Genomic DNA, 13,053 nt, shown 5'->3' with positions numbered 1-13,053 from the left:
TACAGTGCTATTAATTAGTTCTTAGGGAGAATTAAGAAAACTCCAGGTTGTAATGATCTGGAGTTTTCATTTTAATTATAATACTTCTTTCTAAAAAATACGTAGAAGTGCGTATTTCATTTCTCAATATTCTCTCTTAAATTTACAATGCTATTAATCAACAAAAAAATTGAGATTTTATATACCTCAATTAGTTTAAAACTAATGTATTTGGAAAAGTCAACCTACTTAAACAGTGGACAAATGGACAATCACCTCTTAAAGAAGTACTTCGCAATAGGATTATTTATACTAGTCATTATAGTGATTACAATTAATGTTTTAGTTAGTATCTAATTGCAAAAGGGGTGCTATAAGAAGATTTGATAGCACCCTTTTTTTAACTTATTTCAATTGAATATTTAAAGTTCTAAAGCCTTTTTAACATCATTGTTCATCAATAATTCTACAGGATTTTCTAAAGCCTCTTTTACAGCCACTAAAAATCCTACGCTCTCCTTTCCATCAATAATCCTATGGTCGTAAGATAAGGCCACATACATAATTGGGCGAATCTCTACTTTACCATCAACAGCAACCGGACGTTCCACTATATTGTGCATCCCTAAAATACCACTTTGTGGCGGATTGATAATTGGAGTAGATAGCATACTCCCAAAAACACCTCCGTTAGAAATGGTAAACGTACCCCCAGTCATCTCATCAACAGTAATCTGTCCATCACGAGCACGAATAGCCAATCGCTTTACTTCAGACTCTACACCTCTAAAGCTCAAGTTTTCCACATTTCGCATCACGGGAACCATGAGTCCTTTAGGTCCAGAAACAGCAATACTTATGTCATAAAAATCATAAGAAATCATTTCCTTTCCATCAATCATCGAATTAACAGCAGGATACATTTTTAACGCCCTTACTATCGCTAAGGTGAAAAAACTCATAAAGCCTAAACTTACACCATGTTTTGCCTTAAACGTTTCTTTGTACTCAGTTCTTAAAGCAAATATTTGCGACATATCCACCTCATTAAATGTGGTTAACATCGCGGTTGTATTCTTAGCTTCTACTAAACGTTCTGCTACTTTACGGCGCAGCATTGACATTTTACTACGTGAAGTTCCTCTGCTTCCGCCCGTTGGCGTTCCCATAGAGGGCACTGCATTTACAGCATCCGCCTTCGTAATTCTTCCATCCTTTCCTGTTCCAGAAATTGTGGATGTATCCATACCCTTCTCTGCCAGTATTTTTTTTGCAGCTGGACTTGCTGTACCTGTAGCATAAGTTGAAGACTCAGGTTTCGCCTCTTTAGCAGGTTCAGCTTTTGGAGCATCGGCTTTCTTTTCTTCTTTTGCAACTTCATCACCTTCTGGTTTTTCAGCACTCGTATCTATTAAACACACTATCGCACCCACTTCTACTGCATCACCTTCTTCCGCTTTAAGTGTAATAACACCACTCGCTTCTGCTGGTAACTCAAGGGTTGCCTTATCGCTATCCACCTCTGCTATGGCTTGGTCTTTCTCTACATAGTCTCCGTCTTCAACTAGCCATGTTGCTATTTCCACTTCTGTAATGGATTCTCCTGGAGAAGGCACTTTCATTTCTAAAATCATTCTTTATAATTTTAATGGTATATGAATTACTATCTATTTAAATATTTTTATTAATTATAATCTTAAGATTGATCAAAAACAGCATTGATAACCCGCCTTTGTCTGCGCTTATCTCTAGTGCTGGAACCTGGTGCTGGAACCGAACTGTATGGTCTTGAAATGACTTCTAATTTAACCAAATCAAATCGCTGCGCCATATGACTCCAAGGGCCCATATTTTTTGGTTCTTCTTGTGCCCATACATAATGTTCAACATTCGGGTAGCGATCAATAATGCCTTGTAATTTTTCTTTATGCAATGGAAATAGTTGCTCTACTCTAACCAAGGCAACCGAGTCATTTCCATGTTGCTCACGCTCTTCCAATAAATCGTAATAAAATTTACCTGAACAGAATACGAGTTTTTTGATGTTCTCCGGATTTACCGTATCATCAATTACTTCTTGAAAAGATCCTTTTGCTAATTCATCTATTGATGATGTTGCCTTTGGCAATCTCAATAAACTTTTAGGGGTAAACACAATCAGCGGTTTTCTAAAATCGCGTTTCATTTGACGACGTAACAAATGATAAAAATTAGCAGGTGTTGTACAATTGGCAACATTCATATTATCATCGCCACAAAGTTGCAGGTAGCGCTCTATTCTTGCCGATGAGTGCTCTGAACCTTGGCCCTCGTAACCATGCGGTAATAAAACCACAATCCCATTTTGGGATTTCCACTTATCTTCAGCTGCAGATAAATATTGATCGAATATAATTTGAGCACCATTGCTAAAATCACCAAACTGAGCTTCCCAAATGGTTAAGGTGTTCGGGTTGGCCATGGCATACCCATAATCAAAACCTAAAACACCATATTCTGATAACAATGAATTATAAATATCCATTTTACCTGTATTCGCAGGATTGGTATTTAATAAATTAATACGCTTTTCTGAAACTTCATCTCTTAAAATAGCATGACGGTGACTAAAGGTACCGCGTTCTACATCTTGGCCAGACATACGAACGTTAAAGCCTTCTTCCATTAAACTTCCGTAAGCTAAAGTTTCGCCCATGCCCCAATCTAAAGTGTCACTTTCAAATACCATTTTGTAACGGCCTTCTAGAATTCGTTCTGCCTTACGTAAAAATTTAGCACCTTCTGGCACAGTAGAGACTACTTTTGAGATGTTTTTTAATTTTTCTTTTGAATACGACGTGTCCACCGATTCTAGCATGGCATCAACACCTTGACGTTCAAAATCCGTCCAGCGCTCCCCCATAAATTCACGTACTATACTCGCATCTGCATTTTTGGATTTGGTGAATTCCTTTTCTAAAGTCGCTTTAAAATCTGCTGTGATCTTCTCTACGTATGCCTTATCAATAGAATTTTCAGCTATTAACTTTTCTGAATATATTTTATATGGATTATCGTGTTTTGCAATTTTTTTATACAGTTTAGGCTGTGTAAATCGAGGCTCATCACCTTCGTTGTGTCCATACTTTCGGTATCCCAAAAGATCAATATAAACATCTTTCCTGTATCGCATTCTGTATTCTAAAGCCATTTCGACGGCATGAACCACCGCCTCAGCATCATCTGCATTCACATGCATGACTGGCGATAAAGTAACCTTCGCAACATCTGTACAATAGGTACTCGAACGACCATCTAAATAATTTGTAGTAAAACCAATTTGATTATTTACTACAATATGAATCGTCCCACCTGTTTTATAGCCATTTAACTGGCTCATTTGCGCGACCTCATAAACAATACCTTGTCCCGCTATTGCTGCATCACCATGTACTAGAATGGGTAGTATTTTAGAATTATCGCCTTCGTAATCATTATCTATTTTAGCTCTGGTAATCCCTTCTGCTACAGGGCCTACCGTTTCTAAATGTGATGGATTGGGCACTAGGTTCATCTTGATAGACTTCCCGTTTAAATAGGTTTTATCTAAAGTTAGCCCTAAGTGATATTTTACATCACCATCAATGTTTTCGTCTTCAAAATCCTTCCCTTCAAACTCACTAAAAAGCTCGCTTAAAGGCTTTCTGAAAATGTTGACCAGCGTACTTAAACGTCCGCGGTGTGCCATTCCTAGCACACATTCTTTTACACCATATCTTTCTACAGCATAATACATGACGTTGCTAATGGCAGGAATTAGAGTTTCGCCACCTTCCAAAGAAAATCGTTTTTGCCCCACATATTTGGTCTGCAAAAAGTTCTCGAACGTCACCGCTTGATTTAATTTTGAAAGAATGTATTTTTTGGTTTCTATTGAATAATTAGGGTGATTATCATTTTCATTTAATCTCCCCTGCCACCACTTAATCACATCCGGGTTACGAAGATACATGTATTCTACCCCGATAGAGCTGCAATAAATACGCTCTAAATGAACAATGGTTTCTCTTAAGGTTTGTGCCCCAATACCTATGGTTTCCCCAGCATTGAAAACAGTATCTAAATCGTTTAATGAGAGACCAAAATTTACTAGATCTAAATTGGGTTTATAGGTTCTTCTATCGCGAACTGGATTTGTTTTGGTAAACAAGTGCCCCCGCATTCTATACCCATCAATAAGTTTTACAACACTAAACTCTTTTTGAATATGCTCAGGGATTTGGGTTACTACTCCCTCTACTATTTCGCCATCTAAACCATAATTTTCACTCCCAAAATCGTAGCCTTGAAAAAAAGCTCTCCAACTAGGTTCAACTGCATCAGGGTTTTGTATGTATTGATCGTATAAATCAGCAAAATAAGCTGTGTGTGCGGCGTTTAAAAAAGAAAATTTATCCATTATTATTGTAATATAATGTCGCTAAGTCAAAATTTCATCAAAAATACAACATTTAGTAAAATTAAAAGTTGCTTTCACTATATTTATAATCACATAATTAATTTTTAGATTTGTCATTGATTTCCCTGTGTTGATTCATAACGATTTTCACTATAACCCCATATTAATGAACATTATGAACAAAGTTTCATTTACAATAATCATATTTTTTTTCTCGACTGTTATTTGCCTCTCGGCTCAACAGAATAATGAATTTTGGGACCATGTACGTTTTGGTGGCGGGATAGGACTGAGTTTTGGGGATGGTTTTTTTAGTGGCACTTTAGCCCCAAGTGCCATTTATGAAATTGACCAAAACTTTGCAATTGGTTTGGGTTTAAATGGCACTATAAACAACCAGAAAAATGTTTATAAGTCGACCATCTTAGGTGGTAGCATCATTGGCTTATTTAATGTGATTAATGAAATCCAATTGTCATCAGAGTTTGAGCAACTTCATGTTAAAAGGAATTACGATGAGAGTCTGAATATTGAAAATGACACTTACTGGTCTCCAGCACTCTTTATTGGCGCGGGTTACAGAAGCGGAAATGTAACATTCGGTTTGCGTTATGATTTACTTTATGATAAAGAAAAGAGTATTTATATAGATCCATGGGCGCCGTTTGTTAGATTCTATTTTTAAAGCGGAAGAAAAGTATTTCCTAATTCAACATCCTTAACAAGATCTTTAATGGTTTTGGACCTTAAATTTTTTAATATGTCATTTCTTGAAGGGTTTAGCATGTTATGTAACGGACAAGGTTTGTCTTCGTCGCATTTTTCTAAACTTAGCATACACGTATTAAATTGTTCTTTCCCGTTTATTACCGCAATAATACTTAATATGGTTTGGTTTTTATTTTTTTCATCTAAATAAAACCCCCCATTCACCCCTCTAACAGATGTTACTATTTTTTCTTTAACCAATGCTTGCAACAATTTTGCAATATAAGCCTGCGGCACATTTATAGGTTTAGCAATGTCCTTAACCATTACCTTATTGTTTTTACTGGAATTTAAAGCCAGATATAGTACGGCTTTAATAGCGTATTTTGATGAATTTGAAAGCATTTTCGAATATAATAAATCCAGCACAAATATAAAAAAGATGTTTTTATCCTAAAAATGATTTTTATCATATTATATTGCGGTATCTAGTTTTAAATTTGCACCACTAAATTAAATTAAACATGAAAAAAACACTAAACATTGTTATGGCCTTTTTTGCAATACTGCTAATAAGTTGTGGTGGTAAAGAAGAAAAAAAGAAAGAGGGCTTTTCTTATGAAAAAAAAGCGCCTACAGAACAAAAAGCAACTAGTAGTGCCGAAAAAGTTCCGGCCTCAAAAAAAGTAGCCCTATCCAACAAAGGCATTGGTCCAATCACATCTATTGACTTACCTGCCGAAATTGACCAAAGTATGGCAGCCCACGGTGCTGATATCTATAAAAAAATGTGTACCGCTTGCCACCGAGCAGATAAAAAATTTATTGGTCCAGCTCCAACAGGGATTTTAGAACGTAGAACACCGGAATGGGTTATGAACATGATTTTAAATCCAGATGAAATGGTACAAAAAGATCCTTTGGCAAAAGAGTTGTTAATGGAATTTAATGGCTCGCCTATGGCTAACCAAAATCTTACCGAAGAAGAAGCCAGAGCAGTTTTAGAATATTTTAGAACATTAAAATAATTACATATGAAAACTAACCTTAAAATCCTATTTACCACACTTCTTGTTGTATTGTTCTTTAACTGTAAGAATAATAAAGACGATCAAACAGAAGAGCCGGCAACAACAGTTACTGAACAAACTGACGAAAAACAAGGTCAGGCCTTTATTGAAGATGATGGATCTACACCTAATGTATTACAAATAGCCATTGGCTCAAAAGATCATACAACTTTGGTTGCTGCGGTACAAGCTGCTCAATTAGAAAATGTTTTAGTAAATGCAGGACCTTTAATGGTATTTGCACCAACTAATGAAGCCTTTTCAGCATTACCAGAAGGCACTGTAGAAAATTTGTTAAAGCCAGAAAACAAGGATGCTTTAGCTAATATCTTAAAGTATCACGTTACTCCTGGAAACTACTCTAAAGAGTTTTTAAAGAAGTTTAAAAAGTTAGGTCAAGCGAACAACCAATATGTACAGATAGAAATTGTTGATGGAGAACCAATGATTGGAGGTGCAAAAATACTTGGCAGTGTAAAAGCTGGTAATGGTATTGTGCATGTCATAGATAAAGTATTATTGCCACCAACTGATGAATAAAACACTAATCAAATTTATATTAAAATGAAAAATATATTAACATCAACTATTGCAATTGTAGCGGTTCTTGTCGCATTTACAAGCTGTAATAACTCAGGTAAGTCCAATAACTCTGGAGCCTTATCTAGTAACAACGCAGAAAAGGTGTATGTAGCTCCTGGTGAGCACGATTCGCATTACGCATTTATCTCTGGAGGATATAGTGGTAACCTTACGGTTTACGGCTTACCGTCAGGCAGAATGTTTAAAGAAATTCCGGTATTCTCTCAATTTCCAACAAATGGTTATGGCTATTCTGAAGAAACCAAACCTATGTTAGAGACATCTTATGGTTTTGTACCTTGGGATGATTCGCATCACCCAGACATTTCTCAAACTAAAGGAGAATTAGATGGTCGTTGGATTTTTATTAATGGAAACAATACACCTCGTATTGCAAGAATTAGTTTAACAACTTTTGAAACTGAAGAAATTATTGAAGTTCCAAATAGTGCAGGAAACCACAGTTCATCTTTTATTACAGAAAATACTGAGTATGTCGTAGCGGGGACACGTTTTTCTGTACCAGTCCCACAAAAAGACATGTCTATTAAAGACTATAAAGGAAACTTTAAAGGGGCGCTATCTTTTATCTCTGTAGATCCAGAACATGGTCATATGGATATTAAATTCCAAGTACTAATGCCAGGTTTCAACTATGATTTATCGCATCCTGGACGTGGAAAATCCCATGGTTGGTTCTTCTTTACCACTTATAATACAGAAGAAGCCAATACTTTATTAGAGGTTAATGCTTCTCAAAACGATAAAGATTTTATTGCTGCTATAAACTGGAAAAAAATTGAAGAATACGTAAATAATGGTGGTGGTACAATGATGCCAGCAAATTATGCGCATAACGTATATGATGAAGCAACACATACTGCAACGTCTACTATGAAAAAAGAAGTACGTGTGGTGAATCCTTCAGAAGTTCCTGGAGCTGTATATTTATTACCAACTCCAAAATCACCTCATGGTTGTGACGTAGATCCATCGGGAGAATATATTGTTGGTAACGGTAAACTTTCAGCTAATTTAACAGTACACTCATTTACAAAAATGCTTGATGCTATTGAGAACAAAAAATTTGCAGGTGATGCTTATGGTATTCCAATTTTAAACTTCGAAGATGTTTTGGCAGGTTCTGTAGAGCAACCAGGTTTAGGACCTTTACATACCGAATTTGATGGTAAAGGAAATGCCTATACGACCTTCTTTATTTCTTCTGAAGTTGTAAAATGGAAATTGGGTACTTGGGAAGTTATTGACAGAAAACCAACGTATTATTCTGTTGGTCACTTAACAATTCCTGGAGGAAACTCTGCAAAACCTTTTGGTAAATATATGTTTGCTATGAACAAAATAACAAAAGACCGGTATTTACCAACAGGCCCAGAAATGGAACACTCTGCACAACTTTATGATATCTCTGGAGATAAAATGGAATTACTTTTAGATTTCCCTACACATGGTGAGCCTCACTATGCAGCAGCAATTCCAGCAGAAATTATTAAAAATAATTCGAAAAAAATCTATAGGCTAGCTGAAAACGAACATCCAAGAAAAGCAACAAATGATGCTGAGGTCAAGATAGTTAGAGATGGTAAAAACGTTCATGTTTACATGACCATGATACGTAGTCACTTCTCACCAGATAATATTGAAGGTGTTAAAGTAGGAGACAAAGTATTCTTCCATGTAACTAACTTAGAACAAGATTTCGATGTACCTCACGGTTTCGCAATGATTGGTGCTAATAATGCTGAATTGTTAATTGGACCAGGACAGACCAGAACGTTAACTTGGGAACCTAAGCAAGTAGGTGTTTGGCCATTCTATTGTACAGATTTCTGTTCTGCATTACATCAAGAAATGCAAGGATACGTTCGTGTATCTCCTGCAAGCTCAAATATAGAGTTGTCTTGGTCTTTAGGTGACGATTAATAATTAGTTCACACACGTATAAATTTAGGGAGATTTTGTTTTAGTGTTTATTTTCCTAATATAAGGCGAGAGTTGATATTTCGCTCTCGCCTTTCTTTTTAGAATATTAAAGTCTGCTTAGGCAGAAACCTTAAACCGCACATCAATTATCAATATTTAATTAAGATGAAAAAGGCTAGCATTATAATGATTATAGGTTCATTACTGTTATTAGGACTTTTTAAATTTCCATTATGGAACATTATGCTTGGTGCACCACAATATCCAGACCCACTTGGAATGAATATTTATATTAACGGTATTCAAGGGGTATCGGAATTTGACTTACAGAATATTGATGGATTAAATCACTATATAGGTATGAAGACCATTCCCAAACCAGATGAAATGTGGGAGTTCTCAGTATTTCCAAAGGTTATTTTAGCAATGGTAATATTGGGCGTTACTATTGGCTCACTAGGAGTTTTCAAAAAAATAAGTTACAAGTTTTTTTTAGGTTGGTTTATATTAATGTCAATATTGGGAGTTTTAGGTATGTACGATTTTAATAGCTGGTTAATCGATTATGGTAGTAATTTAGATCCGCATGCCATAATAAAAGTAACCAATCCAGATGGCACACCTATGTCTTACAAACCGCCATTATTTGGTTTTCAAAAACTATTAAATTTTGATGTCACGTCTTTACCGCATACAGGAGGCTACCTCATGTTTGTTGGCATGTCTTTAACGCTCGTTGCTTTTTGGTTAGGCAGAAAAGCAAGCTTGAAGAAAATATAACAGTAACTTTGTACTTTCAAAACACTAAAAAATGCAAACACTAAAACACTATTCAATTATTGCATTATTGCTGTTGTTTTTCAGTTGTAATGTATCACCAAAACAAATAAATTACGGAAGTGATGGCTGCCATTTTTGTAAAATGACGATTGTAGATAAAACACATGCTGCGGAAATTGTTACAAAAAAAGGCAAAGTCTATAAATTTGATGCCACCGAATGCATGGTTGATTTTTTGAAAGATTTCGATACTTCAGAAGTTAAATTATACTTGTCAAACAATTATTCAGAGCCCGAGGCCTTAATTGATGCCACTCAAGCGACGTTTCTAATTAGTGAAAATATTCCAAGCCCGATGGGCGCCTATTTATCTGCATTTAAAACTAAGGCAGATGCTATAAAAACGCAGTCAGACAAGGGAGGCACCCTTTACACTTGGGAAGAATTATTAGCACATTTAAAGTAATAATAGTATGTATAACATTAACGACGCTATAAATTTAACCGAATATAACGGTCTAAAAGCAGGAAAGCTACTAGACATCAATGCCAAAGAAATTCTTCATATAAGCTTAGAAAAAGATGCCATTTTTCCTAAGCATACATCGCCGACTAATGCCAATTTATTGGTGCTTGAAGGGGCTATCTCTTTTTTTATTAATGATTTAGAATATAAACTAACTAAACATCAAATTTTCAACTTTCCAGAACACGAAGAGCATTGGGTAGAAGCTAGTGCGGACTCTAAATTTCTTATAATAAGATAAAGTGAACAAGACAATAGCTGCCTTTTTAATTTTATGCCTTGTGCCATTAATTATGCACGCACAAACTATTGAGGTTTGTAAAAGCTGCAAAATTTCAACTTTAAAAGAAGCTATTGCTGCTGCAAAAGATTTTGATACTATTGTTATAAAAAAGGGCACTTATAAAGAACATAATATTCTAGTAGATAAACCACTAACTATTATTGGTAAAAATTATCCCGTTATTGATGGCGAGTTAAAAGGCGAAATTATTACCATAGTATCAGATCATGTTACGGTTGATGGGTTATTCATTATAAATGTTGGTAACAGTTATACTGAAGATTATGCAGCTATTCGAGTTAAAAACAGCAAAAATTTTCTGATTCAGAATTTGGTTTTAGAAAAGTTGTTTTTTGGCATTTATATCGAAAAATCAAGAGACGGAAAAGTGTTTCACAATAAAATTGTGGGTGAAGCTGTGGAAGAATATAATTCTGGAAACGGTATTCAACTTTGGTACAGTAAAAATGTTCAAATTGAACATAATTTTGTTCAACACGTTCGTGATGGTATTTATTTAGAATTCTCTGATGATTGCATCATTAAAAACAATGTAAGTGCTTTAAATGTACGTTACGGATTGCACTTCATGTTCTCTAACGATGATACTTATGAGGACAATACCTTTGAAAATAATGGTGCAGGTGTTGCTGTAATGTTTTCAAAACGTATTAAAATGTACAACAACATTTTTAAAGAAAATTGGGGAACTGCATCTTATGGCTTGTTACTTAAGGAAATCAACGATGCCGAAATTGAAGGCAACACGTTTGCAGACAACACCATTGGTATTAACGTAGAAGGGTCTAACCGCATTAATTACAAACACAACAATTTTAAAAATAACGGTTGGGCTATTAAAGTGCGTGGTGCCTGCTACACCAATATATTTACAGAAAATAATTTTTTATACAATTCCTTTGACATTGCCTATAACAGCAAGGTTAACGACAATGAGTTTGACAAAAATTATTGGAGTAGCTACACAGGTTACGATTTAGATAAAAATGGTATTGGAGATGTACCTTATAGGCCTGTAAAATTATTCTCTTATATAGTAAACAGAACGCCGGAAACCATCATTTTAATGCGTAGTTTATTTATAGATATCATCGATTTTTCCGAAAAAGTATCACCTGTTTTTACACCAGATAATTTATTGGACAACAACCCATTGACAAAAAGAATAGTATGGTAAGCATTGAAAATTTACATAAAAAATTCAGTAAAAATGTGGTGCTCAACGGGATCAATTTAAGTATTTCTGAAGGCGGTATTTTTGCTATTCTTGGTCCAAATGGCTCGGGTAAAACCACACTTATCAAGTCTATTTTAGGCATGGTTATTCCTAATAAAGGCGCTATTTCTGTTCTTGGGAACAATATTAAAGCAAGTTCTAGTTACAGGCATAAAATTGATTATTTACCTCAAATTGCCAATTTTCCAAGTAACCTTAAAGTCAAGGAACTCATTACCATGATTAAGGATTTACGGGGGAAAACAACAAATGATGAACACTTAATACGTTTGTTTACACTAGACCCTTTTTTAGATAAAAAATTGGGAAACCTTTCTGGCGGAACAAAGCAAAAAGTTAATATTGTTTTAACCTTTATGTTCGATAGTCCGTTAATTATTTTAGACGAACCTACAACTGGATTGGATCCTATTTCACTCATTCGATTAAAGGAATTGATTCAGGCAGAAAAAGCTAAAGGAAAAACCATATTAATCACCTCTCATATCATGAGTTTTGTTGAAGAAGTTTCAGATGAAATTGTATTTCTTTTAGAAGGGCAAATTTATTTTAAAGGCTCTATTTCAGAATTAAAAACCAAAACAAAGCAGCCCAATTTTGAACATGCTATTGCATCCATTTTAACTGAAAATCATGCTTAAAATATTAAAATATAGTTTTTACGATTTAATGCGCAGTCGCTGGAGCTATGTGTATTTTTCATTTTATTTATTACTAGGTGTTGTCTTGTTGTTTTTAAATAATGATTTATCAAAAGCAGTCATAACCTTAATGAATGTTATTATTATTTTAGTACCTTTAATAGGAACCATTTTTGGTGTGATGTACTATTATAATTCCAAAGAGTTTACTGAACTCTTATTGGCACAACCCTTAAAACGTTCGTCTATCTTTTTAGGACAGTATTTTGGTGTTGCTTTGTCATTAACAATGAGCCTTATTTTAGGATTGGGTATTCCATTTGTTTTTTACGGGTTATTTGAGAGTAGTGCTATATGGGACTTTTCATTATTGCTCATTACAGGCGCTTTTTTAACCCTAATATTTACAGCATTAGCCTTTAATATTGCCTTATCTAATGAGAATAAAATTAAAGGTTTTGGGTATGCCATTTTACTTTGGCTATTCCTAGCTATTATTTATGATGGTTTGTTTTTAATGTCTTTAGTGCTTTTTGAAGATTATCCGCTGGACAAACTATCTTTAGTTGGTACGATGTTAAACCCTATCGATTTATCCCGCACGCTCATTTTGTTGAAACTAGACATTTCGGCACTGTTAGGCTATACGGGTGCTATCTTTAAAAAGTTTTTTGGAACTAATTTCGGTTTAATAATTTCATTTACAATGCTTACTGTTTGGGTGGTTTTACCTGTTTTAAGAATTGTTTTTAAAGCTAAAAAGAAAGATTTTTAATCAATGATGTCCGATTAAAATTTGTAAAACAGCCCGAATAATACGTTGGGTATGGGTTAAAAGATTTTT

At 34.8% G+C, this 13,053-nt stretch carries 13 protein-coding genes; 10 read left to right on the top strand and 3 right to left on the bottom strand.

All coding sequences use genetic code 11. The annotated features are described in order from the left end of the window. Positions 1 to 401: 401 nt before the first annotated feature. Together odhB and FAF07_RS09550 are read right to left on the bottom strand one after the other, a co-directional pair. Positions 402 to 1,613, bottom strand: coding sequence for a 2-oxoglutarate dehydrogenase complex dihydrolipoyllysine-residue succinyltransferase (gene odhB, locus FAF07_RS09555; RefSeq protein ID WP_142784893.1), 1,212 nt, complete (start codon positions 1,611 to 1,613; stop codon positions 402 to 404). Positions 1,614 to 1,675: 62 nt separating this feature from the next. Continuing rightward, the gene (locus FAF07_RS09550; RefSeq protein WP_142784892.1) at positions 1,676 to 4,417 is read right to left on the bottom strand and encodes a 2-oxoglutarate dehydrogenase E1 component; all 2,742 of its coding nucleotides are present in this window, start codon (positions 4,415 to 4,417) and stop codon (positions 1,676 to 1,678) included. A gap of 175 nt (positions 4,418 to 4,592) precedes the next feature. On the opposite strand from FAF07_RS09550, the gene FAF07_RS09545 reads away from it, so the two are divergent. After that, complete coding sequence (locus FAF07_RS09545) at positions 4,593 to 5,102, top strand: alpha-ketoglutarate decarboxylase (RefSeq protein ID WP_142784891.1); 510 nt, start codon at positions 4,593 to 4,595, stop codon at positions 5,100 to 5,102. On the opposite strand, the gene FAF07_RS09540 is transcribed toward FAF07_RS09545, so the two are convergent. Beyond that, complete coding sequence (locus tag FAF07_RS09540; protein WP_142784890.1) at positions 5,099 to 5,530, bottom strand: RrF2 family transcriptional regulator; 432 nt, start codon at positions 5,528 to 5,530, stop codon at positions 5,099 to 5,101. The genes FAF07_RS09545 and FAF07_RS09540 overlap by 4 nt on opposite strands. Positions 5,531 to 5,649: 119 nt before the next feature. Between FAF07_RS09540 and FAF07_RS09535 the strand changes: the two genes are divergently transcribed. From FAF07_RS09535 to FAF07_RS09495, 9 genes are all read left to right on the top strand, one after another. Further along, positions 5,650 to 6,153 (top strand): c-type cytochrome, encoded by a 504-nt coding sequence (locus FAF07_RS09535; RefSeq protein ID WP_142784889.1) that lies wholly within the window; start codon positions 5,650 to 5,652, stop codon positions 6,151 to 6,153. Between the two features lie 6 nt (positions 6,154 to 6,159). Beyond that, positions 6,160 to 6,735 carry a fasciclin domain-containing protein gene (locus FAF07_RS09530; protein ID WP_142784888.1) on the top strand — a complete coding sequence of 192 codons (576 nt, stop codon included), beginning with the start codon at positions 6,160 to 6,162 and terminating at the stop codon, positions 6,733 to 6,735. Between the two features lie 24 nt (positions 6,736 to 6,759). After that, the gene (gene nosZ / locus FAF07_RS09525) at positions 6,760 to 8,721 is read left to right on the top strand and encodes a Sec-dependent nitrous-oxide reductase (protein ID WP_142784887.1); all 1,962 of its coding nucleotides are present in this window, start codon (positions 6,760 to 6,762) and stop codon (positions 8,719 to 8,721) included. Between the two features lie 165 nt (positions 8,722 to 8,886). Beyond that, the gene (locus tag FAF07_RS09520; protein ID WP_142784886.1) at positions 8,887 to 9,501 is read left to right on the top strand and encodes a hypothetical protein; all 615 of its coding nucleotides are present in this window, start codon (positions 8,887 to 8,889) and stop codon (positions 9,499 to 9,501) included. A gap of 31 nt (positions 9,502 to 9,532) precedes the next feature. Then, complete coding sequence (locus FAF07_RS09515) at positions 9,533 to 9,967, top strand: nitrous oxide reductase accessory protein NosL (RefSeq protein WP_142784885.1); 435 nt, start codon at positions 9,533 to 9,535, stop codon at positions 9,965 to 9,967. Between the two features lie 7 nt (positions 9,968 to 9,974). Further along, on the top strand, positions 9,975 to 10,268 hold the full coding sequence (locus tag FAF07_RS09510) for a cupin domain-containing protein (protein WP_142784884.1): 294 nt from the start codon (positions 9,975 to 9,977) through the stop codon (positions 10,266 to 10,268). A gap of 52 nt (positions 10,269 to 10,320) precedes the next feature. Beyond that, complete coding sequence (locus FAF07_RS09505; RefSeq protein WP_142786583.1) at positions 10,321 to 11,508, top strand: nitrous oxide reductase family maturation protein NosD; 1,188 nt, start codon at positions 10,321 to 10,323, stop codon at positions 11,506 to 11,508. Continuing rightward, a complete protein-coding gene (locus FAF07_RS09500; protein WP_142784883.1) occupies positions 11,502 to 12,209 on the top strand; it encodes an ABC transporter ATP-binding protein in 708 nt (235 codons plus the stop codon). The genes FAF07_RS09505 and FAF07_RS09500 overlap by 7 nt, the downstream gene beginning before the upstream one ends. Continuing rightward, on the top strand, positions 12,202 to 12,984 hold the full coding sequence (locus FAF07_RS09495; RefSeq protein ID WP_142784882.1) for an ABC transporter permease: 783 nt from the start codon (positions 12,202 to 12,204) through the stop codon (positions 12,982 to 12,984). Before FAF07_RS09500 ends, FAF07_RS09495 begins: the two co-directional genes overlap by 8 nt. Positions 12,985 to 13,053: the final 69 nt, after the last annotated feature.

The organism is Changchengzhania lutea, assembly GCF_006974145.1.
GTDB lineage: Bacteria > Bacteroidota > Bacteroidia > Flavobacteriales > Flavobacteriaceae > Changchengzhania > Changchengzhania lutea.
The sequence above is the reverse complement of the archived record's forward strand: the minus strand, read 5'-3'. Positions and strand labels throughout refer to the sequence as shown.